This is a genomic window from Rhizobium sp. BK049 (assembly GCF_014193135.1).
In the GTDB taxonomy this organism is placed as follows: Bacteria; Pseudomonadota; Alphaproteobacteria; order Rhizobiales; family Rhizobiaceae; genus Rhizobium.
Genome location: NZ_JACHYV010000028.1, coordinates 67,420 through 91,824 on the forward strand (window position 1 = coordinate 67,420; position 24,405 = coordinate 91,824).

The 24,405-nt window shown below is 61.0% G+C and carries 24 protein-coding genes; 15 read left to right on the forward strand and 9 right to left on the reverse strand.

Translation table 11 applies throughout. From position 1 onward, the window contains the following. Positions 1 to 1,680, reverse strand: a complete 1,680-nt coding sequence (locus tag FHT70_RS24880) for an MFS transporter (RefSeq protein WP_183705492.1) — start codon at positions 1,678 to 1,680, stop codon at positions 1 to 3. Positions 1,681 to 1,876: 196 nt separating this feature from the next. Here FHT70_RS24880 and rimP point away from each other — a divergent pair, with 196 nt between their 5' ends. The 11 genes from rimP to FHT70_RS24935 all read left to right on the forward strand — a co-directional run bounded on the left by rimP (position 1,877) and on the right by FHT70_RS24935 (position 14,616). Next, positions 1,877 to 2,482 carry a ribosome maturation factor RimP gene (gene rimP, locus FHT70_RS24885; protein ID WP_041678513.1) on the forward strand — a complete coding sequence of 202 codons (606 nt, stop codon included), beginning with the start codon at positions 1,877 to 1,879 and terminating at the stop codon, positions 2,480 to 2,482. Between the two features lie 60 nt (positions 2,483 to 2,542). Continuing rightward, positions 2,543 to 4,144: a transcription termination factor NusA gene (gene nusA, locus FHT70_RS24890; protein ID WP_064800221.1), complete on the forward strand. Its 1,602-nt coding sequence runs from the start codon at positions 2,543 to 2,545 to the stop codon at positions 4,142 to 4,144. Beyond that, a complete protein-coding gene (locus FHT70_RS24895) occupies positions 4,141 to 4,833 on the forward strand; it encodes an RNA-binding protein (RefSeq protein WP_183705494.1) in 693 nt (230 codons plus the stop codon). Before nusA ends, FHT70_RS24895 begins: the two co-directional genes overlap by 4 nt. 102 nt (positions 4,834 to 4,935) lie before the next feature. Next, positions 4,936 to 7,695, forward strand: a complete 2,760-nt coding sequence (gene infB, locus FHT70_RS24900) for a translation initiation factor IF-2 (RefSeq protein ID WP_097600455.1) — start codon at positions 4,936 to 4,938, stop codon at positions 7,693 to 7,695. 150 nt (positions 7,696 to 7,845) lie between these two features. Then, positions 7,846 to 8,250 carry a 30S ribosome-binding factor RbfA gene (gene rbfA / locus FHT70_RS24905; protein WP_009993666.1) on the forward strand — a complete coding sequence of 135 codons (405 nt, stop codon included), beginning with the start codon at positions 7,846 to 7,848 and terminating at the stop codon, positions 8,248 to 8,250. A 12-nt stretch (positions 8,251 to 8,262) separates the two neighbouring features. Next, a complete protein-coding gene (gene truB, locus FHT70_RS24910; RefSeq protein ID WP_183705496.1) occupies positions 8,263 to 9,195 on the forward strand; it encodes a tRNA pseudouridine(55) synthase TruB in 933 nt (310 codons plus the stop codon). 99 nt (positions 9,196 to 9,294) lie between these two features. Then, entirely contained in the window at positions 9,295 to 10,146 is an 852-nt protein-coding gene (locus FHT70_RS24915; RefSeq protein ID WP_097600496.1) for an alpha/beta hydrolase, read from the forward strand. Between the two features lie 151 nt (positions 10,147 to 10,297). Beyond that, entirely contained in the window at positions 10,298 to 10,567 is a 270-nt protein-coding gene (gene rpsO, locus FHT70_RS24920) for a 30S ribosomal protein S15 (RefSeq protein WP_009997779.1), read from the forward strand. Between the two features lie 349 nt (positions 10,568 to 10,916). Further along, positions 10,917 to 13,055 carry a polyribonucleotide nucleotidyltransferase gene (gene pnp / locus FHT70_RS24925; RefSeq protein ID WP_011423507.1) on the forward strand — a complete coding sequence of 713 codons (2,139 nt, stop codon included), beginning with the start codon at positions 10,917 to 10,919 and terminating at the stop codon, positions 13,053 to 13,055. Between the two features lie 75 nt (positions 13,056 to 13,130). Next, a complete protein-coding gene (locus tag FHT70_RS24930; RefSeq protein WP_183705498.1) occupies positions 13,131 to 14,147 on the forward strand; it encodes a class I SAM-dependent methyltransferase in 1,017 nt (338 codons plus the stop codon). A gap of 61 nt (positions 14,148 to 14,208) precedes the next feature. Beyond that, positions 14,209 to 14,616, forward strand: coding sequence for an ester cyclase (locus FHT70_RS24935; protein WP_085857758.1), 408 nt, complete (start codon positions 14,209 to 14,211; stop codon positions 14,614 to 14,616). A gap of 156 nt (positions 14,617 to 14,772) precedes the next feature. Here the strand turns inward: FHT70_RS24935 and fabI are convergent, their stop codons facing one another. From fabI to fabA, 3 genes are read right to left on the reverse strand one after another with little or no spacing between them, the layout of a single operon-like run. Beyond that, positions 14,773 to 15,579 carry an enoyl-ACP reductase FabI gene (fabI, locus tag FHT70_RS24940; protein WP_183705500.1) on the reverse strand — a complete coding sequence of 269 codons (807 nt, stop codon included), beginning with the start codon at positions 15,577 to 15,579 and terminating at the stop codon, positions 14,773 to 14,775. Positions 15,580 to 15,583: 4 nt separating this feature from the next. Continuing rightward, entirely contained in the window at positions 15,584 to 16,819 is a 1,236-nt protein-coding gene (fabB, locus tag FHT70_RS24945) for a beta-ketoacyl-ACP synthase I (RefSeq protein WP_183705502.1), read from the reverse strand. 43 nt (positions 16,820 to 16,862) lie between these two features. Beyond that, positions 16,863 to 17,378 carry a 3-hydroxyacyl-[acyl-carrier-protein] dehydratase FabA gene (gene fabA / locus FHT70_RS24950; RefSeq protein WP_020920068.1) on the reverse strand — a complete coding sequence of 172 codons (516 nt, stop codon included), beginning with the start codon at positions 17,376 to 17,378 and terminating at the stop codon, positions 16,863 to 16,865. Between the two features lie 301 nt (positions 17,379 to 17,679). On the opposite strand from fabA, the gene irrA reads away from it, so the two are divergent. After that, positions 17,680 to 18,099 carry an iron response transcriptional regulator IrrA gene (irrA, locus tag FHT70_RS24955; protein WP_085776506.1) on the forward strand — a complete coding sequence of 140 codons (420 nt, stop codon included), beginning with the start codon at positions 17,680 to 17,682 and terminating at the stop codon, positions 18,097 to 18,099. 15 nt (positions 18,100 to 18,114) lie between these two features. Here the strand turns inward: irrA and FHT70_RS24960 are convergent, their stop codons facing one another. After that, a complete protein-coding gene (locus tag FHT70_RS24960) occupies positions 18,115 to 18,750 on the reverse strand; it encodes a trimeric intracellular cation channel family protein (protein ID WP_064805816.1) in 636 nt (211 codons plus the stop codon). A gap of 178 nt (positions 18,751 to 18,928) precedes the next feature. Between FHT70_RS24960 and FHT70_RS24965 the strand changes: the two genes are divergently transcribed. Continuing rightward, a complete protein-coding gene (locus FHT70_RS24965; protein WP_097600460.1) occupies positions 18,929 to 19,402 on the forward strand; it encodes a hypothetical protein in 474 nt (157 codons plus the stop codon). 2 nt (positions 19,403 to 19,404) lie between these two features. Here FHT70_RS24965 and FHT70_RS24970 read toward each other — a convergent pair whose 3' ends face one another. Both FHT70_RS24970 and FHT70_RS24975 read right to left on the reverse strand, forming a co-directional pair. Next, entirely contained in the window at positions 19,405 to 20,193 is a 789-nt protein-coding gene (locus FHT70_RS24970) for a YdcF family protein (RefSeq protein ID WP_097600461.1), read from the reverse strand. Positions 20,194 to 20,267: 74 nt separating this feature from the next. Continuing rightward, a complete protein-coding gene (locus tag FHT70_RS24975; RefSeq protein WP_097600462.1) occupies positions 20,268 to 20,984 on the reverse strand; it encodes a YoaK family protein in 717 nt (238 codons plus the stop codon). Positions 20,985 to 21,214: 230 nt separating this feature from the next. On the opposite strand from FHT70_RS24975, the gene FHT70_RS24980 reads away from it, so the two are divergent. Continuing rightward, positions 21,215 to 21,451: a DUF2798 domain-containing protein gene (locus FHT70_RS24980; RefSeq protein ID WP_085776502.1), complete on the forward strand. Its 237-nt coding sequence runs from the start codon at positions 21,215 to 21,217 to the stop codon at positions 21,449 to 21,451. A gap of 54 nt (positions 21,452 to 21,505) precedes the next feature. Here FHT70_RS24980 and FHT70_RS24985 read toward each other — a convergent pair whose 3' ends face one another. After that, entirely contained in the window at positions 21,506 to 21,745 is a 240-nt protein-coding gene (locus tag FHT70_RS24985; RefSeq protein WP_097600464.1) for a GIY-YIG nuclease family protein, read from the reverse strand. 222 nt (positions 21,746 to 21,967) lie between these two features. Between FHT70_RS24985 and FHT70_RS24990 the strand changes: the two genes are divergently transcribed. Continuing rightward, a complete protein-coding gene (locus FHT70_RS24990; RefSeq protein ID WP_183705504.1) occupies positions 21,968 to 23,308 on the forward strand; it encodes a tyrosine-type recombinase/integrase in 1,341 nt (446 codons plus the stop codon). A gap of 354 nt (positions 23,309 to 23,662) precedes the next feature. On the opposite strand, the gene FHT70_RS30625 is transcribed toward FHT70_RS24990, so the two are convergent. Then, complete coding sequence (locus FHT70_RS30625; RefSeq protein ID WP_210282942.1) at positions 23,663 to 24,118, reverse strand: DUF4145 domain-containing protein; 456 nt, start codon at positions 24,116 to 24,118, stop codon at positions 23,663 to 23,665. Positions 24,119 to 24,405: the final 287 nt, after the last annotated feature.

The following is a 24,405-nucleotide window of genomic DNA, read 5'->3' on the forward strand; positions in this document are numbered from 1 at the left end:
TCAATGATGCAGATCGATCGGCGCCTTGTGGAAGACATCATCGCCTGGCGGGATGGCCTGGCGCTCGATCATGCGGTGGACATGGGGCGGACCGTCGCCGCAATGGAGCGCGCGCAGCCTGTCGATGTTTTCAGCATCGGCCTGCGTGCGCCGCTGGTTGTGTCTTATGTACTCGACCCAGGTCGGCGTATGGTAGCTTTCCGTCCAGAGGCCAGGATTTTCGAGATCGCGCATCAGCGCCCAATGCCGGGCGCCGTCGCGGATGCGGATGCGGCGGCGCTCGCCCATCAGCGCCATGAATTCCGCCAGATCGTCGTCGGCGATCTCGTAATCGACCTGAATGACGATCGGGCCGCTGCGCGGGGTGATGTCGAGGCTTAAGGCCGGCGCGGTGAAGCGGTTCAGCGGATCGAGATTGAGCGAGGCGAAGGCCGGCATCGAAAACCGCAGCCCGATCGCAATGCCGAGCAGCAGTACGACCGACGCCATCAGCAGCGCATCGGCGACCCCATAGCGGTCCGCCGTAACACCCCAGAGCCAACTGCCACCGGCAATGCCGCCGAAGGTGACGGTCTGATAGAGCGACAGCGCGCGCCCGACCACCCAGCGCGGCGTCGACAGTTGGACGATGGTGTTGAAGAGCGAAAGTGCGGAGACCCAACAGGCGCCCGAAATGAGCAGCCCGGCTGATGTGAGGACGGCGCTCGGACTGATGGCGGCGATGACGGCGCTCAGCGCAAAGCCGGCAAAGGCGAGGCGGACGATCGTCTCGCTGGACAGCGCCTGGCGAATTCTTGCACTCAGCACCGCACCGCCGATCGCGCCAATACCGAAGGCGCCGAGCATGAAGCCATAGGTCAGCGGACCGCCGGCGACGAGATCGAGCGCGACGATCGGCAGCAGCGCCAGGATGGAGCTGGCGCCGACACCGAATATAAGGCCCCTGACCAGAACCTTTTCGAGATTGGGCGACATCGAGACGTAGCGCAAGCCGGCAAAGATCGCGCTGCCGAGCGCCTCACGCGGCAGAGTCGAGACCGGTGTGCTCGGCCGCCAGCGCAGCAAAGCGTAGATCAATGGGAGGTAACTCAGGGTGTTGACCGCGAACGCCGCGGCAGCACCCGCCGCCGCCACGATGGCGCCGCCGATCGCCGGGCCGACGCTGCGGGTGATATTAAAGCCCATGCTGTTCAGCGTGACGGCGCCCGGCAGATCGGCGCGCGGCACCATGTCGCCGACGGAGGCCTGCCATGAAGGGTTGTTGAGCGCAGTGCCGCAGCCGATCAGGAAGGTGAAGAAGAGCAACAGCCAGGGCGTTATCCAGCCGAGAAGGGCTGATGCGGTCAGCAGCGCCGACACCACAAGCATCATGCACTGCGCCGTCAGCATGACCCGGCGTCGGTCGTAATTATCGGCGAGCGCGCCCGATACCAGGGAAAACAGCATGATCGGCAGCGCCGTCGAGGTCTGAACCAACGCGACCATATCCTCCGAAGCGGTGATGGTCGTCATCATCCAGGCAGCACCCACCGCCTGGATCAGGCCGCCGAAATTCGAGGAAAGGCTGGCAAACCAGATGGCCCGATAGGTATCGTGCCGCAAGGGCGCCAATGTCGCTGAGGTGTAGGCCACGATTTCTCCCGCTTTTGTTTTTGAGACCCACCGGCAATATATGCGCAAGACCTTCGCTGGCCATAGGCTCGTTCGCCTTGCCGGAAGCGATTTGGCGGAATCGGTCGCAGAACTTGCAATTTCGGAAAAACCCGACTATATGGCTCTCAAATTCTTGATCGCTTGATGAAGAGTGGGCCGCAAGGACCCGCTCTTTTTTATTAGCTCGATCGCCCGAACAGCTTGAAATTGCGAGGAGCGCCGCTTGTCGGACATGACCAACGCAGACAACGAACTTGAGCCGCGGCTGATTACCGAAACCGGGCTCGACCAGCGTCTTGCCGATATCATCGAACCCGTTCTCGTCGGCATGGGTTTCCGGCTCATCCGCGTGCGCATGCTGAACCAGAACGGCGCGACGATGCAGGTGATGGCCGAGCGCAATGACGGCACGATGACGGTTCAGGACTGCGAAGAAGTCTCGATGGCGATTTCTCCAGTCCTCGATGTGGAAGATCCGATCGATAAAGAGTATCATCTCGAGGTGTCTTCGCCCGGCATCGACCGTCCGATGGTGCGGAAATCCGATTTCGTCCGCTGGCAAGGCCACCTTGTAAAGTGCGAAACGTCGATCATGATCGGCAACCGCAAACGCTTCCGCGGCAAGATCGTCGAAGCAGACGCCGATGGATTCACGCTCGAGCGTGACCAGGTCGCCTACGGGGAAGAGCAGAAGGTCATCATTCCCTTCACGGCGCTTAGCGATGCGAAGCTCATTCTGACCGACGATCTGATCCGCGATGCGCTGCGCGCCGACAAGCTGGCGAAAGCGCAGGCCGCCAACCAGAACGAAGCAGACGACCAGGAATAACCGATCAACAGACCGCTCCCAGGGACGGGAACCCTGGAGTAAAGACGGAGAAACAAGACAATGGCAGTCAGTGCGAACCGGCTCGAACTTCTGCAGATCGCAGATGCAGTGGCGCGCGAAAAAGTCATCGACCGGGAGATCGTGCTTGCCGCAATGGCCGATGCCATCCAGAAGGCGGCGCGCTCCCGTTACGGCACCGAATCCAACATCCGGGCCGACATCAATCCGAAGACCGGTGAAATCCGTCTGCAGCGCCTGCTCGAAGTGGTCGACAAGGCCGAGGATTATTCGACGCAGATTCCGCTGGAGCTTGCCCGCGACCGCAATCCGGACGCAGCCCTCGGCGATTTCATCGCCGATCCGCTGCCGCCGATGGATTTCGGCCGCATCGCCGCACAATCCGCCAAGCAGGTGATCGTGCAGAAGGTGCGTGAAGCCGAGCGCGACCGCCAGTTCGACGAATTCAAGGATCGCGTCGGCGAAATCGTCAACGGCACCGTCAAGCGCGTCGAATACGGCAACGTCATCGTCGATCTCGGCCGTGGCGAAGGCATCATCCGCCGCGACGAAATGATCCCGCGGGAGAACGTGCGCTATGGCGATCGCGTGCGTGCATACGTATATGATGTTCGTCGGGAGCAGCGTGGTCCGCAGATTTTCCTGTCGCGCACGCATCCGCAGTTCATGGTGAAGCTCTTCACCATGGAAGTGCCTGAGATCTATGACGGCATCATCCAGGTGAAGTCGGTCGCCCGTGATCCGGGCTCGCGCGCCAAGATCGCAGTGATTTCGAACGACAGTTCGATCGATCCGGTCGGCGCCTGCGTCGGTATGCGCGGCTCGCGCGTCCAGGCCGTCGTCGGCGAACTCCAGGGTGAGAAAATCGACATCATCCCCTGGAGCCAGGACCCGGCGACCTTCGTCGTCAACGCCCTGCAGCCGGCGGAAGTGGCCAAGGTCGTTCTCGACGAGGACGCCGAGCGCATCGAAGTCGTCGTCCCCGACGAGCAGCTGTCGCTTGCGATCGGCCGCCGTGGCCAGAACGTCCGCCTTGCTTCGCAGCTGACTGGCTGGGATATCGACATCATGACGGAGGCCGAGGAATCGGAACGCCGTCAGAAGGAATTCAACGAGCGCACCAACCTGTTCATGGATTCGCTCGACGTCGACGAAATGGTCGGCCAGGTTCTGGCGTCCGAAGGCTTTGCCGCCGTCGAAGAACTGGCCTATGTCGATCTCGACGAGATTTCCTCGATCGACGGTTTCGACGAAGAGACCGCGCAGGAAATTCAGCAGCGCGCCCGCGAATTCCTCGAGCGTCTCGAAGCCGAGATGGACGAGAAGCGCAAGGCGCTCGGCGTTGAGGACGAGCTGCGCCAGATCGACGGCATGACCGCCCAGATGATGGTGGCGCTCGGCGAGGACGGCATCAAGACGATCGAGGATTTCGCCGGTTGTGCGGCCGATGATCTCGTCGGCTGGAGCGAACGCAAGAACGGCGAAACGAAGAAGTTCGAAGGCCTGTTCTCGAAGTTCGACGTCTCGCGTGTCGAGGCCGAGCAAATGATCGTCCAGGCCCGCCTCGCGGCTGGCTGGATCACCGAAGAGGACCTGGCGAAGGGGACCGAAGAAGAGGTCACCGAAGCCGAACAGGAAGCATGATGACCGCGCATGAGCCGAACGTTCTTCCCGAGGACGACGATCTTGCAGGGTATGACGTGAACGGACGCATGTGCATCGTGACGCGCGAAAGCGGATCGCCAGAAGAGCTGATCCGCTTCGTCGCGGCTCCCGACGGAACCGTCGTCGCCGACCTGAAGCGCGAGCTTCCGGGACGCGGCTGCTGGGTGAAGGCCGACCGGTCGCTGGTCGACAGGGCGGTGGCGAAAAAGCTGTTCGCCCGGGCGCTGAAAGCGGAAGTGAAAGCGGCGGACGATCTCGGCGCAAGCGTCGACCGGCTGCTGGCTGCGCAATTGATGCAGATGATGAACATGGCGCGCAAGGCCGGCCAGTTCGTCAGCGGCGCCTCGAAAGTGGATGCCGCGGTCAGAAGTGGAGCAGCCCTTGCGGTGTTCCACGCAACTGACGCAGCGGATGATGGAGTGCGAAAAATCGACCAGGCCCGCAAGGCCTGGCACCTCGGAATGGAGACCGAGGAGGAGATACCTTCCTACCGTTTCTTCTCGGAGAGCGAAATGGAAGGCCTGATGGCCCAGAATGCTTTTATCCATGCCGCAGTGCTTGCAGGGCAGGCGGGTGAGGGTGTAGTGAAGCGCGCAAAGATGCTCGAACAGTACCGTATTGGCGGTCAGTCCCGGGCAGCGGGCGGCGCTGGCCGGCAAAAACAATGAGGCGGTCACCGGCATCGGCCGGTTTCATTCTCATTGATCGACAGTATTTGAACGACAGGGTCTGATCTAGTCATCGCTCCCTGTCCGAAGGAACGGGAACGAATGACCGATAGTAACGACGACAAGACACTCAGCGTAACGGGCAAGAAGACGCTCACCCTGAAACCATCGGGGATGAGCCAGGGTACCGTTCGCCAGGATATGGGTCGGGGTCGCACCAAGGCGGTCGTGGTCGAGACCCGCAAGCGGCGCCCGATGCGCCCGGAAGACGAAAAGCCGATCACGCCTGCGGCCCCCGCAGCCCCGGTTCGCGCAGCCGAACCGGCGCCGGCACCTGCTCAGGCGCGTCCGCAGCAGTCGACGCCGGCACCCCGGATTCATCAGCCCGGTGGCGGCCAAGCCAACCAGCGTCCGCAGCAGTCCTATCAGCAGCCGCGTCCGAACGATCGCCCGCGCCCTGTCGTGCTGAACCATCTGTCGCCTGAGGAAATGGATGCGCGCCGCCGTGCGCTCGCCGAATCCCAGGCGCGTGACGCCCAGGATGCGATCCGCCGCGCCGAGGAAGAAAAACGCCGCGCCGCCGAAGAGGCTGTCCGCAAGGCAGCCGAAGCGGAGGATGCCGCACGCAGGGCGGCCGAAGAGGCAGCCCGGCAGGCCGAAGCGGCCGCTGCTGCTGCCGCCGAACCGGCAGCCGCTGCAGCCGCGCCGGCTCCGGCAGTGACCGAAGCCCGTCCGAGCACGCCGCGGCCGGCATCATCGGCTCCGGCTGCCCGCCGGCCTGATGGCGCAGCGCCCGCTGGCGCCCGTCCGACCCCCGGCGCCGCCACACCGGTCGGCGCCCGTGGCCGCCGCGATGATGATGGCGACGACGATCGGGGCGCCGCGCGCGGCGGTCCGGCCCGTGGCCGCATCGTCCGTCCGGAACCCGCAAAGCCGGTAACCACGCGTCCGAAGACGGATGACGAGCGCCGCCGCGGCAAGCTGACGATCACCACTGCCGATGTGGACGGCGAGGACGCCGGCCGCAGCCGTTCGCTTTCGGCGATGCGCCGCCGGCAGGAGAAGTTCCGCCGCAGCCAGATGCAGGAGACTCGCGAGAAGATTTCCCGCGAAGTCGTCCTGCCTGAGACCATCACCATTCAGGAACTGTCGCAGCGCATGTCCGAACGCGCCGTCGACGTCATCAAGTACCTGATGAAAGAAGGCCAGATGATGAAGCCGGGCGACGTCATCGACGCCGACCTTGCCGAACTCATCGCCGGCGAATTCGGCCATACCGTCAAGCGTGTCTCTGAATCCGACGTCGAACTCGGCATCTTTGACATCGCCGACGTTGAAGGCGACCGCGTTTCGCGTCCGCCGGTCGTCACCATCATGGGCCACGTCGACCACGGCAAGACCTCGCTGCTCGACGCCATCCGCCATGCCAACGTGGTTGCCGGCGAAGCCGGCGGCATCACGCAGCATATCGGCGCCTATCAGGTGGAGCAGAACGGCCAGAAGATCACCTTCATCGACACCCCCGGCCACGCCGCCTTCACGGCGATGCGTGCCCGCGGAGCGCAGGCGACCGACATCGCGATCCTCGTCGTGGCAGCTGACGACAGCGTCATGCCGCAGACGATCGAATCGATCAATCACGCCAAGGCAGCCGGTGTTCCGATCATCGTGGCGATCAACAAGATCGACAAGCACGAAGCCGATCCGCAGAAGGTGCGCAACCAGCTTCTGCAGCACGAAGTCTTCGTGGAATCGATGGGCGGCGAAACACTTGACGTCGAAGTGTCGGCCAAAACAGGCAAGAACCTCGACAAGCTGCTCGAGGCCGTTCTGCTGCAGGCGGAAATCCTTGACCTCAAGGCCAATCCGAACCGCACCGCGGAAGGCACCGTCATCGAAGCCCAGCTCGACCGCGGCCGCGGCTCGGTTGCCACGGTTCTCGTTCAGAACGGTACGCTGAAGCCGGGCCAGATCATCGTCGCAGGCGACGTCTGGGGCCGTGTGCGCGCCCTCGTCAACGACAAGGGCGAGCATATGAAGGAAGCACCGCCGGCGATGCCCGTCGAAGTGCTTGGCCTTTCCGGCACGCCGCAGGCGGGTGACAAGTTCGCCGTGGTCGAGAGCGAAAGCCGCGCCCGCGAAATCTCGGAATACCGCCAGCGTCTTGCCCGCGACAAGGCGGCTGCCCGCCAGTCGGGACAGCGCGGTTCGCTGGAACAGATGATGACGCAGATGCAGAGCACCGGCATCAAGGAGTTCCCGCTCGTCATTAAGGGCGACGTGCAGGGTTCGATCGAAGCGATTGCCGGCGCGCTGGAAAAGCTCGGAACCGACGAGGTCCGTGCCCGCATCGTCCATTCGGGCGCAGGCGGCATCACGGAGTCGGATATTTCGCTCGCCGAAGCCTCGAACGCGGCCATCATCGGCTTCAACGTTCGCGCCAATGCGCAGGCGCGCCAGTTTGCCGAACGCCAGGGCATCGAGATCCGCTACTACAACATCATCTACGACCTCGTGGATGACGTAAAGGCAGCGATGTCGGGCCTGCTGTCGCCGGAACGGCGCGAGACCTTCATCGGCAATGCCGAGATCCTGGAGGTGTTCAACATCACCAAGGTCGGCAAGGTCGCAGGCTGCCGTGTCGTCGAAGGCAAGGTCGAGCGCGGGGCGGGCGTCCGCCTTATCCGCAACGACGTCGTCGTTCACGAAGGCAAGCTCAAGACCCTCAAGCGCTTCAAGGACGAAGTCTCCGAAGTGCCGATGGGCCAGGAGTGCGGCATGGCCTTCGAAAACTACGAAGACATGCGCGTCGGCGACGTCATCGAGTGCTTCCGCGTCGAACATATCACGCGCACGCTCTAATCCTCTGCGTTCCAGCAGCTTGACAAAAGCCATCCGCTCTCCGGCGGGTGGCTTTTCTACCTGCCGGCTTGACCTTTTCAGCCAAAAGAGTCATGGACGCTCTCCTTTGACGGGTTCGATTCCCAGCCGCATCGGCAAACAGAGATAACAATGACCAGACCAACATCCTCCGCGCCTTCGCAGCGCATGCTGCGCGTTGGCGAACAGGTCCGCGCCGCGATCACCCAGGTGCTGCAGCGCGGCGAAGTGCGTGACGACATCATCGAGGCGACCGTGATTTCGATCTCCGAAGTGCGCATGTCGCCCGATCTCAAGATCGCCACGGCTTATGTGACACCGCTCGGCGTTTCCGACCACAGCATCGTCATCGAGGCATTGAACCGCCATGCGAAGTTCATCCGCGGCCGGCTCGGGCCGCAGCTTCGGCAGATGAAATACATGCCGGAGGTGCGCTTCCGGGACGACACCAGCTTCGACAACTACAAGAAGATCGACGAGCTCTTGCGTTCGCCCGAGGTGAGCCGAGATCTCGACGGCGACAACGACGAACAATAATAGAAGAGACTGATGTCCAAACCACGCAAACCCAAGGGCCGGCCGATTTCCGGCTGGCTGATTCTCGACAAGCCGGTGGATTTCGGCTCGACGGAAGCCGTTTCCAAGATCAAGTGGCTCTACAAGGCGCAGAAGGCCGGCCATGCCGGCACGCTCGATCCGCTCGCCTCCGGCATGCTGCCGATCGCGCTCGGCGACGCGACCAAGACGGTTCCCTATGTAATGGACGGCCGCAAGATCTATGAATTCACGGTGAGCTGGGGAGAGGAGCGCGCGACCGACGACCTCGAAGGCGAGGTCACGCAGACATCCGACAAGCGTCCGACCGAACAGCAGATCCGCGACATCCTGCCAAAGTATATCGGCACGATCAGCCAGGTCCCGCCGCAGTTTTCCGCCATCAAGATAGGGGGTGAACGCGCATACGACCTGGCGCGCGAAGGGGAAGCCGTCGAGATCCCCTCGCGCGAGGTGGAGATCTTCCGGCTGACCCTGCTTGCCTGCCCGGACACCAATACCGCGCATTTCGAAGTGGAATGCGGCAAGGGCACCTATGTCAGGGCGCTCGCCCGCGATTTCGGCCGCGAGCTCGGCTGCTACGGCCATATATCAGGGCTGCGGCGCACCTTTGTCGCGCCCTTTTCGGAAGACGCCATGGTGCCGCTCGCAAACCTGGTGGCACTCGAAGCGATCGAGGATATGGACGAGCGGCTTGCCGCCCTCGACGCGCTGCTCATCGACACCTGCGAAGCATTGTCGGCCCTGCCTCATCTCGTCATCAACGAAGATCAGGCGCACCGGCTGAAGATGGGCAATCCGATCCTGGTGCGCGGCCGCGATGCGCCGATTGCTGAAAGCGAAGCCTATGCGACGGCACGCGGCAGGCTGATCGCGATCGGCGAAATCGGCCAGGGCGAGTTTCGACCGAAGCGGGTTTTCGCCTGAGTCCGTTACCACTGACGATTGTCAGGCGCTAGCGATGCGATATCTTCCTTTCGGGCCATAGCGCCCGAGGGGCCATGGTGGCCCGGCAAGGGGATGAAAATGCGCGCAACCGCTATCGGAGTACTGACGTTCTTTTCGATGTTTCTGACCATCGCCGGCGCTCAATCCGCCGAGCGCTGGGCCGAGCTGCCGGCCTTTCCTTCGATGCCCGCGGCGACGACGAGCGGCGTGGCCGATGTGAACGACATCAAGATGTATTATGCCGAATATGGTGAAGGCGAGCCGATCCTCTTCATCCATGGCGGCCTTGGAAATGCCGACGTCTGGGGTCACCAGATCGCCGATTTCGCCAGGGATCACCTGGTCATCGTCGCCGACAGCCGCGGCCATGGCCGCTCGACGCGCAGCGGGCAAGCTTTCGGCTACGATCTGATGACATCGGATTACGTGGCCCTTCTCGACCATCTGAAGATCGGCAAGGTGACGCTGGTGGGATGGTCGGACGGCGGCATCATCGGCATCGACATGGCAATGAAACATCCGGAAAAGCTGACCCGCGTCATTGCCCAGGCGGCAAACGTCACGACCGACGGCGTCAAGGCCGACGTCATGGAAAACCAGACCTTCAAAGCCTACATCGATGTCGCCGGCGATCAGTACCGAAAGCTTTCGCCGACGCCGGACGAGTACGATGCCTTCGTCACGCAGATCTCCCACATGTGGGAGACCCAGCCGGCATGGACGGCCGGCGATCTTGGAAAGATCACGGTTCCCGTCACGCTCGCGATCGGCGATCACGATGAAGCCGTCAAGCTCGATCATACGGAATTGATGGCCAAGGAGATTCCCGGCGCCAAGCTCGTGATCCTGAAGGATGCCAGCCATTTCGCCATGCTGCAGGATCCCGAAGGTTATGATGCAATGATCCGGGACGCCATGGCGGGCCGTTGAAAGCGGCTGCGGGGGTCCCCTCTTTCCATCGCTGCAGATTTGGTTTATAGGCAGCGCCAGCGTCAGGTTCGCCTGCTCGCATTCACGGCCAAAGCTGGACGGCATCCCGGCTTGTGGCGACTTCTTCTCCTCTCATAGAAAGGAACGTCCGATGTCGATCACTGCTGAGCGCAAGGCTGCGCTGATCAAGGAATATGCAACCGCCGAAGGCGATACCGGTTCTCCGGAAGTCCAGGTTGCGATCCTGACCGAACGCATCAACAACCTGACCGAACACTTCAAGGACCACAAGAAGGATAACCATTCCCGCCGTGGCCTGCTGACGATGGTTTCGAGCCGCCGCTCGCTTCTTGATTATCTCAAGAAGAAGGATGAAGGCCGCTATTCCAAGCTGATCAACAGCCTGGGTATTCGCCGTTAAAATTGTCCGGCGGACGCTTTAAGCGTCCGCCGGATCTGTTTCGGGACGACGCTCCCGATGAAATGTTCCACCCGCGCCCTATCTCAAGCGGTGGAACGACCGGCAGGCCCGGATGGGCCGGTTCTGCCAAACCAACCGCTGACCTGTCATGGGGCAGGATTGCCGGATGCTTTCGGCCAAAGCTCTCCAAGGCTTTGGCCCAAGTTTCTCAGGAACTCTCAAGTTCGGGAAACTGCCGATGAAAAGCCTCCCGTTGTCTTGCCCGTGATACGTCACATTGATTGCGGTCGACTGTGCGCTGCGCCCTGATATCGGCGATGGCGCGTGCTCCCGCATTGAAGGACAAGATATGTTTGATACACACACAGTGGAAATCGAGTGGGCCGGCCGCCCGCTGAAGCTCGAAACCGGCAAGATCGCCCGTCAGGCCGACGGTGCGGTTCTCGCCACTTACGGCGAGACCGTCGTTCTCGCCACTGTCGTCTCGGCCAAGGCGCCGAAGCCCGGCCAGGACTTCTTTCCGCTGACCGTCAACTACCAGGAAAAGACCTACGCGGCCGGCAAGATTCCCGGCGGCTATTTCAAGCGCGAAGGACGTCCGAGCGAAAACGAAACGCTCGTTTCCCGCCTGATCGACCGCCCGATCCGCCCGCTCTTCCCGGAAGGCTACAAGAACGACACGCAGGTCGTCGTCACCGTCGTCCAACACGACCTTGAAAACAATCCCGACATCTTGTCCATGATCGCCTCTTCGGCGGCGCTGACGCTTTCCGGCGTTCCTTTCATGGGCCCGGTCGGCGGCGCGCGCGTCGGCTACATCAATGGCGAATATGTTCTCAACCCGCATCTCGACGAGATGGATGAGTCGAGCCTCGACCTAGTCGTCGCCGGCACCTACGACGCCGTGCTGATGGTCGAGTCCGAAGCCAAGGAACTGCCCGAAGACGTCATGCTCGGCGCCGTCATGTTCGGCCACAAGGGCTTCCAGCCGGTTCTCGACGCGATCATCAAACTCGCCGAAGTCGCCGCCAAGGAGCCGCGCGACTTCCAGCCGGAAGACTATTCCGAGCTCGAAGGCGAGATGCTGAAGCATTTCGAAGCAGAACTCCGCGAAGCTTACAAGATCACCCAGAAGGCCGATCGCTACGCCGCCGTCGACGCCGTCAAGGCAAAGGTCAAGGCGCATTTCCTCCCCGAGGAAGGCGAAGCCAAGTATACGGCCGAGGAAGTCGGCGCGATCTTCAAGCACCTGCAGGCCAAGATCGTCCGCTGGAACATCCTGGACACCAAGAGCCGCATCGACGGCCGCGATCTTGAAACCGTTCGTCCGATCGTTTCTGAAGTCGGCCTTCTGCCGCGCACGCACGGTTCGGCGCTCTTCACGCGCGGCGAAACGCAGGCGATCGTGGTTGCCACGCTCGGCACCGGCGAAGACGAGCAGTATGTCGACAGCCTGACCGGCATGTACAAGGAGCGCTTCCTGCTCCATTACAACTTCCCCCCCTTCTCGGTTGGTGAGACCGGGCGCATGGGCTCCCCAGGTCGCCGCGAGATCGGCCACGGCAAGCTCGCATGGCGTGCGATCCGTCCGATGCTGCCGTCGGCTGAGCAGTTCCCCTACACGCTGCGCGTCGTTTCCGAGATCACCGAATCCAACGGCTCGTCGTCGATGGCAACCGTCTGCGGCACGTCGCTGGCGCTGATGGATGCAGGCGTCCCGCTCGCCAAGCCGGTTGCCGGTATCGCCATGGGCCTGATCCTCGAGGGCGATCGCTTTGCCGTCCTTTCCGACATTCTCGGTGATGAAGACCACCTCGGCGACATGGACTTCAAGGTTGCCGGCACGGCCGATGGCATCACTTCGCTGCAGATGGACATCAAGATCGCCGGCATCACCGAAGAGATCATGAAGGTCGCTCTCGGCCAGGCCAAGGGCGGTCGCGCCCATATCCTCGGCGAAATGGCCAAGGCCATCACCGAAAGCCGCGGCCAGCTTGGCGAATTCGCTCCGCGCATCGAAGTCATGAACATCCCGGTCGACAAGATCCGCGAAGTCATCGGCTCCGGTGGCAAGGTCATCCGCGAAATCGTCGAAAAGACCGGCGCGAAGATCAACATCGAGGACGACGGCACCGTCAAGATCGCCTCCTCTTCCGGCAAGGAGATCGAAGCGGCCCGCAAGTGGATCCACTCGATCGTCGCCGAGCCTGAAATTGGCCAGATCTACGAAGGCACTGTCGTCAAGACCGCCGACTTTGGCGCTTTCGTCAACTTCTTCGGCGCCCGCGACGGCCTCGTCCATATCTCGCAGCTCGCTTCCGAGCGCGTCGCCAAGACGACTGATGTCGTCAAGGAAGGCGACAAGGTCTGGGTCAAGCTGCTCGGCTTCGACGAACGCGGCAAGGTTCGCCTGTCGATGAAGGTCGTCGACCAGGCCACCGGCCAGGAGATTCCGAACGAGAAGAAGAAGGAAGAAGCGGCCGAATAAGCCGCCTCTGCCAGCTTTAATTCCGGGCGCGGGGATCTTCCGCGCCCTTTTTCTATTCTAAATGAGACGATATCCATGAGCCGCGAAACGCTGAAGACCCTTTTCCACCCCTTTGCCAGCGGCACAATCAAGGCGCCCGGCGAAGGCGAGCGTGTGCTCTTCCTCGGCGCCGAGGCTGGCTTTGCGCTGCCGGAAGGTTTTGCCGCCGCGCTCAGCGCCGTCCAGGGCTTCCGACCGCTCTACCGCCAGCTGCTGGCGCAGCGGATCGAAGCCACACCTGAGATCGACGGTCAGGACTATGACGCAGCACTCGTGCTCTGCACCAAGCACAAGGGCGAGAACGAGGCCAATCTCGCCGCCGCGATCACCCGCACGCGGGCCGGCGGCCTGATCGTCGTTGCCGGCGCCAAGGAAGACGGCATCCAGCCGCTGCGCAAGCGCATGGAAGGATTCGGCCTCGCCATCGACCATATGCCGAAATATCACGGCGTGGCCTTCTGGTTCGGCCGGCCGGCAGAAACCGGCGAAATCGTCTCCAAGCTGGCGAAGGCGCCGGTGCGCGTCGACGATCGCTTCCATGCGGCTGCCGGCATGTTCTCGCACGACCGGATCGATGCCGGATCGGAACTGCTCGCTTCGCGCCTGCCGCAGGATTTTGCCGGCGACGTCGCGGATTTCGGCGCGGGGTGGGGCTATCTCTCCGTCGAGATGGCGCAAAGATCGCCTGGAATTGCCCGCCTTGACCTCTACGAGGCCAACCACGCCGCCTTGGAGGCCGCCAAAGACAATCTGGCGGAGAACTGCCCAAACGCGCCTGTGCGCTTCTTCTGGCACGATCTGGCGAGCGAGCCGGTCAAGGACAAATACGACCTCGTCATCATGAACCCGCCCTTCCATGAGGGCCACGCCGCCGAGCCTTCGCTCGGCCAGGCGATGATCAAGGCCGCAGCATCCGCCCTTCGCGGTAACGGCCGGCTGATGCTCGTCGCCAATCGCGGCCTGCCTTACGAGCCGGCTCTGGCGGCCAATTTCAAGGAAAGCGGCGAAACCTGCCGCAATGCGCGCTTCAAGGTGCTGTGGGCGAAGAAGTAAGCTGTCCGCATTGGCTGATCTGCTAGACTTGCTGCAGATGGAGAAATCACAGGGGAGAGGGATGGAGACTGAAGCCAACAAGGCGCTCGTCATGGCGTATGTCGAGGCATTCAACCGCTTCGACATGGTCGCACTGCGCGAACTGTTTGCCGCCGATGCGCGGATTTACGGTGTTCTGGGGTATGGTGGTCTGGACGACGTCGAACCCATCTGGCGCGAGCTTCACGAGGGCATGAACATAAATCTCGAGATCCTCGATATCGCCGCGGAGGGAACGAATGTCGTGGTCCGCTACCGGGAAACCGGGCGCTACTCCGGTTTCTTTCGCGGTCTCGTGGGGCATGACCCGACCGGCAAAAGCTACGAAGTCACAGCAATGGAATGGTTCGTTGTCGAAAACGGAAAGATTGCGACCCGCTGGGGCGCCAGGGATTCGGCGGCTATCTTGCGGCAGGTCATTCATCCCTAGAGCAATTCCAGCAAAAGTGTGTAGCGGGTTTTGCGTTCGGAACTGCGTGAAAACAAAGAGATAGAGCATTTCCGTGATTCGAAGAAAAACGGAGGTGCTCTAGAGGATGAGTCTTGAAGAAAAGCCGGGCTCGCCTTCAAGCCCGGCTTTCTGTCTTTATTCCACGTCTGCCCTGCGCAGCGCTTCGAGCGTCGGCATGGAGGTGATGTTGAAGCCGGCATCGACGAAATGGATCTCGCCGGTGACCCCGGCGGAGAGGTCGGAGAGCAGGTAAAGCGCCGAACTGCCGACCTGATCGATGGTCACAGTCTTGCGCAGCGGCGCGTTCCGCTGGTTCCAGGAGAGGATCGCGCGTGCGTCCGAAATGCCGGCGCCGGCAAGCGTGCGGATCGGGCCGGCGGAAATCGCATTGACGCGGATGCCGCGCGGGCCGTAGTCGGCGGCGAGATAACGAACCGAAGCCTCGAGCGCCGCCTTGGCGACGCCCATGACGTTGTAATTCGGAATAACGCGCGTCGAGCCGTTATAAGTCAAAGTCAGCATCGCGCCGCTGCCTTCCATCAAGGGGGCGCAGCGCCTGGCGATCTCGGTGAAGGAGAAGCAGGAGATGACCATGGTGCGGCTGAAATTCTCCCGCGTCGTATCGGCGTAGAGGCCCTTCAGCTCGTTCTTGTCGGAGAATCCGATGGCATGGACAATAAAATCGAGCTTGCCCCAGCGCTCGCCGAGCGCGTCTACCACGGCATCGACCGAAGCGATGTCCTCGACGTCGCAAGGCAGCACGAAATCCGAGCCGACTTCGGCGGCAAGCGGCCTGACGCGCTTGCCGAGCGCATCGCCCTGATAGGTGAAGGCGAGGTCCGCACCCTGCGCGGCAAGCGCTTTTGAAATCCCCCAGGCAATCGAATGGTTGTTTGCGACGCCCATGATGAGGCCGCGCTTACCCTGCATGATTCCAGTCATGTTGTTATCCGTTGTAGCGCTGGAAGACGAGCGTGGCGTTCGTCCCGCCGAAGCCGAAGGAATTGGAGAGAGCGATATCGATCTTCGCATCGTCGATACGCTTGCGCACGATCGGCACGCCTTCGAATTCGGGATCGAGCTCGGTGATATGGGCGCTTTCGCCGATGAAGCCTTGCTGCATCATCAGCAGGGAATAGATCGATTCCTGCACGCCGGCCGCACCCAGCGAATGGCCGGTCAGCGATTTGGTCGATTGGATATGGGGGATCTTGGCGCCGCCGAATACCTCGCGGATGGCGCCGATTTCCTTGCTGTCGCCGACCGGAGTCGAGGTGCCGTGAGTGTTGATATAGTCAACATCGCCTTTGACGGTGGAAAGCGCCTGGCGCATGCAGCGGATAGCGCCCTCGCCGGAAGGCGCGACCATGTCGTAACCATCGGAGGTCGCGCCGTAGCCGACGATTTCGGCGTAGATTTTGGCGCCGCGGGCCTTGGCGCGCTCCAGCTCCTCCAGCACCAGCACACCGGCGCCGCCGGCGATGACGAAACCGTCGCGGTTGACGTCATAGGCGCGCGAGGCAGTCTCGGGCGTATCGTTATATTTAGAGGACATGGCGCCCATGGCATCGAAGAGATTGGACATCGTCCAGTCGAGATCCTCGTGGCCGCCGGCAAACATCACGTCCTGCTTGCCCCACTGGATCATCTCAGTGGCGTTGCCGATGCAATGGGCGGAGGTCGAGCAGGCCGACGAGATCGAATAATTGACGCCGTGGATCTTGAACCAGGTGGCAAGTGTGGCCGAAGCGGTGGAGGACATCGCCTTCGGCACGGCGAAGGGACCAATGCGCTTCGGGCTGTTGTTCTTGGTGGTGATCTCGGCCGCCTCGATCAGCGTACGGGTGGACGGTCCGCCGGATCCCATGATGATGCCGGTGCGCTCGTTCTGGGCATAGTCCTTCTCTTCCAGGCCGGAATCGGCGATCGCCTGCTTCATGGCGACATGGTTCCAGGCGCCGCCCTGCGACAGGAAGCGCATGGCGCGGCGATCGACCAGTTCGGCAAGTTCCGCCGGGCCGAGCTTCGGGCTGCCCCAGACTTGGCACTTGAAGCCGTGTTCGGCGAAATCGTTGGAAAAGGAAATGCCCGACTTTGCCTGGCGCAAGGATTCGGTGACTTCGGCCGCATTGCTTCCGATCGAGGAAACGATACCCAGACCCGTGACAACTACCCGTCTCATCTGATCAAACCTTTGTTGTTTTCGTCAGCCGCTCGAAACGCCGTCAGGCGGTCTTGTCTTTCGATAGACCGACGCGAAGGTCGGACGCCTGGTATATGGTCTCGCCGTCCGCCTTCAGCCAGCCGTCGGCCGTGCCGAGCACGAGGCGACCGCGCATGACGCGCTTGAAGTCGATGCCGTATTCGATCAGTTTGGTATGCGGCCGGACCATGCCCTTGAATTTCACTTCGCCGGTTGAAAGCGCCATGCCGCGACCTTCCTCGCCGAGCCAGCCCAGGAAGAAACCGGTCAGCTGCCACATGCCGTCGAGGCCGAGGCAGCCCGGCATGATCGGATTGCCTTCGAAATGGCAGGGAAAATACCAGTCGTCGGGGCGTACGTCGTATTCGGCCCTGAGATAACCCTTGTCGAAGGCGCCGCCCGTTTCGGAGATGTCCGTGATGCGGTGAACCATCAGCATGGGCGGCAGCGGCAGCTGCGCATTACCGGGTCCGAACAGCTCGCCATGGGCGCAAGCGATGAGTTCTTCATACGAGAAACTGGACTGTCTGGTGGTCATAAAATTTCTTTTTCCCCCCGCGTGAAGCCGATGGATGTGAACGTGTAGTCCAAGTTCTTCAGAAAATGAAGCACAAGCAAGGCAGCTTCATTCATCGGTTTGGACCAGGCTTACGCCATTATTTGGTGGTCGCATACAGGAAGGCCAGAGCTGCGACCAGACCTATTTGCATCAAAAGCCCGTTTTTGCCGCGTTTATCAGGCTCCTGTCCCCACTGAACTATTGAAAGGCTCCGATGCAAAAGTTATACCGCTTGAAGAAACATGATTGCTTTATGCAGGAATAATCGGAGTTCGTGTTGATGACGGGTACACTCCCGATCGCAATAGAGGTAAGGCTGCGCGGCGCGGGCCTGCGCCCTACACGCCAGCGCGTCGCGCTCGGCGACCTCCTGTTTGCCAAGGGCGACCGGCATTTGACCGTTGAGGAACTGCATGAGGAGGCGGTTGCCGCCGGCGTGCCGGTCTCGCTGGCGACGGTCTACAATACGCTGCACCAGTTCACCGAAGCCGGTCTCATCCGCGTTCTCGCCGTCGAGAGCGCCAAGACCTATTTCGACACCAATGTTTCCGACCACCATCATTTCTTCATCGAAGGTCATAATGAGGTGCTCGACATTCCCGTCAGCAACCTGACGATCGGCAATCTGCCGGAGCCGCCCGAAGGCATGGAGATCGCTCATGTCGACGTGGTGATCCGCCTGCGGGCCAAGCAAGGCTGACGGCACCTAAAAGATTCACATCACATCGTCTGGATGCCGACCGGGCTTGTGTTTGTAGATCGGGAAGGTCCAACCGAACCAAAGAGCGCCGCCGCGAACAGCAAAGGCCGCCACGACACCGCAGCCCGAGGCCAGATAGAGCGGCATCCCCAGCGCGTTGGCGAGCGTAAACACGCCGGCGCCGATCAGCGCCGCCGTCACATAGATTTCCGGCCGCAACAGCACCGAAGGCTCGTTTGCCATCAGATCGCGCAGGATGCCGCCGAAGGTTGCCGTCAATGTACCGGTGACGATCGCGATGGTCGGCGAGCCGGTGGCGGCAAGGCCCTTGGCGGCGCCGAGCACGCAATAGGCGGCAAGACCGATCGCATCCAGCCAGATCAGCAGGCGATAACGCGATTCCAGCAGGTGGGCGGTGAAGAAGACAATCACGCCCATGATGCAGCAGACGAGGATATAGGCGGGGTTCAATACCCAGAAGACCGGCACGCGGCCGAGCACGATGTCGCGCACCGTGCCGCCGCCGGTCCCCGTCACCATGGCGAAAAACAGAAAGCCGATCAGATCGAGCTGCTTGCGCGAAGCGGCGAGCGCGCCTGTCGCGGCAAACAGCGCAATACCGGCATAATCGAGATAGACAAGCAAGGACATGCGGACCCCGGGACCGGCGAACAGTTTCCGGAAAGAACCATGGCGGCAAGGGCGGCGCAAGGCGGCGCGGCCATAAAGCATCGGTCTTTATTCGATGCATGTCACTATCCATAAACTGCTGCACAGTTTTGGGCGGCATGCATGGACTACGGAGCCTTTGCCCAAAAGAGGAAAGCTTGTGAAAACGCTGGTGCTCGCCGTTCTCAACATCGTCCTGTTGCTTGCCATGCCGGTTGCCGCGCTTGCCCAGCAATCGCTGATCTCCGATCCCGAGATCTACGAGAAGAAGCATTTTCAGGAGCAGTGCAAGGCGGCCGAATTCGCTGACGGCTTCATCACCCGGCAGGACATCAACAATGACGGGCTGATCGACGCCGTGGTCAATGAAGGCCAGCTGACCTGCGACGGGCAGAAGGGGCCGCAATGCAACGACGACGGCTGCACCTATAACTTCTATCTGCAGGTCGCAGAAGGCGGTTATTTCATGATCGCGACGGCGCAGATCTACGGCTATGACTTCGTCCAGCGCTTCGGCAACATGGTGCTGGCGATGAAGATGCATCCGCGTTTCTGCGACCGCACCGAAGGCGACCCCTGCATCGTGACCGCGCGTGTGCGCGGCACGAAATTCGTCACCATCTCGAAGAAATAAGCTTAGCGCGGATAAAGCTCCGACGTCCGGCCGGCGAGATAGTAGCCGACCAGGCCGTACCATTCGCGGATCGCCGTTGCCATATTCTGGGCATTGAGGTTCGGCTGGGTGAAATCCAGGCCCGGACTCACCCGCCCGTCGGTCCGATAGTCGGTTGGCCAGGGCACGATGTCGATGCCGAGCTTACGAAAGATGCCGACGGAACGCGGCATATGGAAGCCCGAGGTGATCAGCAGGCAATTGGAAAGCCCCTGGCTCGCCAGGAATTCCTTGGTATTGACGGCATTTTCGAAGGTTGTGCGCGATTGCCGCTCCTCGATCAGACGATCCCTCGCGATGCCGAAGAGCGGGAAGAAGCGCTCGGATGCCGCCGCATCGCCTTCGTAAATGCCTGAGAGTGAGCCGTCGCCGCCCGAGATCAGAATCCGCGACTGCGGAAATTTCTGCGCGAGCCGCAGGGCTTCGACGAAGCGGTCGGCGGCAGGGTTGAATTCAATGCCGTGACGCGCCGTATTCACCTCGTTTTCGAAGGCGCCGCCGAGCACGATCATGCATTCGAGGCTATCGGGATCTGCGGCGGGTTTGGCGAAGCGCTGCTCCAGACCCTGCATCAGAAGGTTGCCGGCCGTGGTGTAGAGCGTGACGAAGAGGATGAGGGCTGAAGCCATCGCGCCGAGAATGCTTAAGCTGCGCCAGCGCAGGAGGCCGGCGGCAAAGGCGAAGAAGACGAGAAGGAATGCCAGCGACAGCGGCTGGGCAAAAATCCAGACGAGCTTCGAAATGACGAACAAGACCTACTCCTTAAGGACGAGCGGCATCCTTCCTATCCGATTCGACGGTAACAGGAATGCGACGGGTCCTATCTCTAGCGCAGGGCGCCCGTGTGGTGCGGCGCGAGCTTCTGGTTGAAGCGCCGCTGAAGCGGCCGGGGAATGAACATGGCGACAAGCGCCAGCGCCATGGCAAAGATGGAGACCAGCCACAAGGCATGGGCGCCGCTCAGCCGCGTCAGGACCGCACCGGCGATCGCGCCGAGCATCATGCCGCCCCAGGGTACGAGCTGGATGGTCCATTCGATACGGCGATCGCCGATGATCCAGCGGCCGATGCCGCGGCCGAAACGCGACAGCGCGCCTGTCACATAAGTCAGGCCGATCGGCAGACCTTCGATATGTTCGACGGCGGCGTTCACCATGCCCATGGATAAAACGATCATGTAGAACCGCGCGAGCATCAGGCCCTCAGCCGTCGTCATCGAAGCAAGCGCCAGAAGGGCGCCGACGCAGCCGAGCACGACGAAGATGCGCCGCTCGGAGACATGGGCGATGACGATGCCGGCCGCATTGCCGAGCACGAAAACGAGAATGGCGGAGATCAGCACCGCCGCATGATAAAGATTGCCCTGGCTGAGGGCGAGTGCAGCCCGGGTCGTATTCCCCGTCATGAAGGAGACGAAATCGCCGGTCAGCAGCAGCCCGGTCGCATCGGTCATGCCGGCCAGAAACGAAATTGAACCAACGAGGGCGAGCCCGGTCAGGGTTCGTCGTGTACGAATGATACGGCGGCGTCTTGCTCTGGTCATTGTCGAAGGGTCCTGAAGCCGAATCACTGAGATTCTTGCATGAAGGATAAGTCCTCTTCTTGAGGAATTGGCAAAGGATTGGCCGAGACGGACGCTTGCACGGCCGCATTTTTTCGGCGATAAAACGGCGTCGCTTCAGACCGAAGCTCCGTAAGCGTTTACGTCAATCAACGCGCAACCCGCCGGTCGGCGCTGCGCGATTGTTCGATCGGCACTTACGGAGATCAAAAATGCCCAAAGGCAAACTCCCCAAGCGTTACAATTCGATCGTCATGCCGCTCATCCTCTCGCTGCTGATGACATCAGTCGTCTCGGCGATCAGCATCGTCAGAGCACAAGGTCTCACCACGGCCGCACTTGCCATGTGGCCATCCGCCTGGGCTCTCTCCTGGGCAATCGCCTTTCCCGTGCTGCTCCTGGTGCTGCCGGTGGTGAAGCGTTTGACGGCAGCGATCGTGGAGGCTTGAGACGAAACACGCCGGCAGGCTGTGGGGGCGGTCTGCCGGAGTTGGCGGGCTGGGTTAAAGTCTTTTCTTTGCGAATGCTCTGCCGGATGCCGACTTCAAGTATCTCTCAAAGGCAAAGGCCTGAGCTTCGTCGGAGAAAGCGAGATAGGTCTTCAGAGACCAAGGGACGTATTTTGAAGTGTGCGAGACCTCTCCAGCATTGTGTTTTGCCAGACGCGACTTAAGGTCGCCCGTCACGCCAACGTAATAGCGATCCGGAAAGGTGATGCTATGGAGAATGTAGACATATTTCATGAAGGAATCACGGCCCGCCTACGTTGCTTCGCAACTTCGTTGCGGCAGCCTCCGCTTCCTTCTCGTCTTCGTCCGCCAAGCCTTCCGGCTTGCCGAGCCGAAGCTCGAAGAGCGTAGGCTGGTGGAGCTAAGCGGGATCGAAGATTTCGACTGCCAACCCCTTGAAGCAACTGGAATATAAGGGTAATTACCTGTCATAGTTGGTCAGAATGATTGGTCAGAATGGTAGGGAAAAGCAATAAGGGGTCCAAGCGACTGCTTGATCTAAAGGGGCAGACTTGGTGGTTTCGAATAGCCATTCCCGAGGCGTGTCGAAGCTATTTCAACGGCACGACGATGTACCTTCAGAGCTTGGAGACTGGGGACATCAAGACAGCCATCGCGAGGCGAGATAAGCTTGAGCCAGAGGTTCGGGCGCTGTTTGCCCGCGTCAAGTCGGGAGAGGTCATCAGCACCAGCGAGGAGCTGGCAGAGCTTAGGGGAGAGCTGTCCAAGGCGGCTATCGCCGAGGCACTAACCGAGGGCGGAGAGGCAGCCGAGGATGCGGTATGGGCCGCAGAGGCCGAAGCCGACAGCTTGCGAGGAAGAGCCCGTGAACGCTTCACAAGAGCCGTTGCTGGCGACCACCCCGTGGACCATTACCTTGATGCCTACCTGTCAGCAATCAAGCTTGCCGCTAAGACAACCAACGAGCGGCGGGGCCTAATCAATCGCTTTTCTCGCTGGTGCATGGGGGAGAAGTACCGGCTTCCCGATATCACCCGCAAGGCTGCCGGTCGGTATGTGACCGAGATCATCGAGCCAATGGACAGAAGCACCGCCAAGAAGCACATGACGGCTCTTCGCGGCTATTGGGAATACCTGATCAAGCGCGGCCACGTGGCGGGAACCGCTGACGATAATCCCTGGCTCGGGCAGGAAGTAGCTAGCGGGCGTCGACGGGTCGAGCGAGGGGACAATGAAGGCGAGCGGCCCTTCACTGATGCCGAGCTGAAGACCCTGCTTTACTCGGATTATCCCGATGGCATGGACGATGACCACCAACAACAGATTGCTGACGCGCTGCGTATCTCCTGCTTGTCTGGGATGAGGATGGCAGAAGTGCTGACGCTCTGGGTTGAGGAAGTCCACGATGACATCTTCGACATCCAGCAAGGGAAGACCCGTTCAGCAGCCCGAAAGGTGCCGATCCATCCTGACCTGTTAGAGATCATCGCCCGCCGTACTAGAGATAAGCAGCCGAAGGAATGGCTGTTTCACGAACTGAGCGAAGAGCGCGACCCCGGTGACACGTTCGGGAAGCGTTTCAATCGCTATCGAAAACACCTGAAGGTCGATGACGTGCGGCCGGGCAAGCGGAGAAGCCTCGTCAACTTCCATTCAGCGCGCCGCTGGTTCATCACTCAGGCCCGACATGCAGGGCAGACAGTGGAGACGGTGAAGGATGTCGTCGGCCATGTCTCTGACAAGAAGAAGGACATCACCTTCGGCGTCTATACGCAAGGAGCCTCAGAGAAGCAGATGAGGGACTGTGTCGGGGCCGTGGTGCTGCCGCCGGGTTGATGATCTCATGGGCCGCCCTCGCCTCTTCCACAGCAATCCACAGGTGCAGCCTGAACAGGAACCTTGCAGCCTTGCTTGGGCACGACTAGCGTCCTTTTGCGGTTCATTCCTAGTGAGCCGTAAGGAGCCTCACCGCCCCTTCGCTAGAGGGTGAGAACGGGGGTCGCAGTGTTCGACGCTGCGGCCCTTCCGTTTGCAGCCACCGCGACATCCGCGCCGTGATTGATGTCCTCGGCCTCAACGGCCCAGTTTTGGGGGCGTTTACATGGACGGAAAAGGCGGGGCACGGACGTGGCTTCTCCCCAAGCGGAGAGCATGATCCTCATTTCGGCAACAGCATCAAACTCCGCTGCTTTATTTATTTTGTCGTTGCCGACGCCTTGCCTTAAAAGCTTCGAAGCGATCCCTGTATGAGAACAAATAGTCCATGATCGCATTGGTGAATTCGAGCATGTCTTTGGCGTCGGCCTGCGCAATGGAAAGCCCTACCCCATGGGCTGCCTCGTTGCCGGCCATGCGAAGCATGTCAGACCATTCAAACAGCCGGCTATCAATCACAATATCATCGCTCATTTTGCGAAGGGACGCCGCCAACGTGCGTTCTTCAACCCCGTGAACGGCACAAATGCCCTCCAGGGTTTTCCGACACATAATCGCAGAAGCGGTAAACGCATTTGCTCGGTAGCAGGCGCAGGCTTCATCAAAAGCCTCCTGGATAGCCTGCGGAGCGTTGGGGTTTACGCGGAGGTCTGCCGTAGGGAAAACCGGAATCGGCGTCTCCCAAATATCACCCTCTGCGATGTTACCCACGTTTGTTTGTCTGACCAAGATGGGCGACCGGCATTCAGAGCATGATAGCAACAAAAATCGGGTCGATGGCCCGTTGCCGTCTGACAGACGCACGTATTGGCCGGCTTGGGCAGCATCAACATATGACCGACATTCCACGCATTCGACTATCACGCTATCAACCTCAGCTCGGGAAAAGCACGCGGATCGCATTGACCTTGCCCCGTTGAAATAATCCATTTTGAAGTAAGCTCTGGCCCGTTGAGAGGACCAGGGAATGAAGCGCAAGCGTTTTACAGACGAACAGA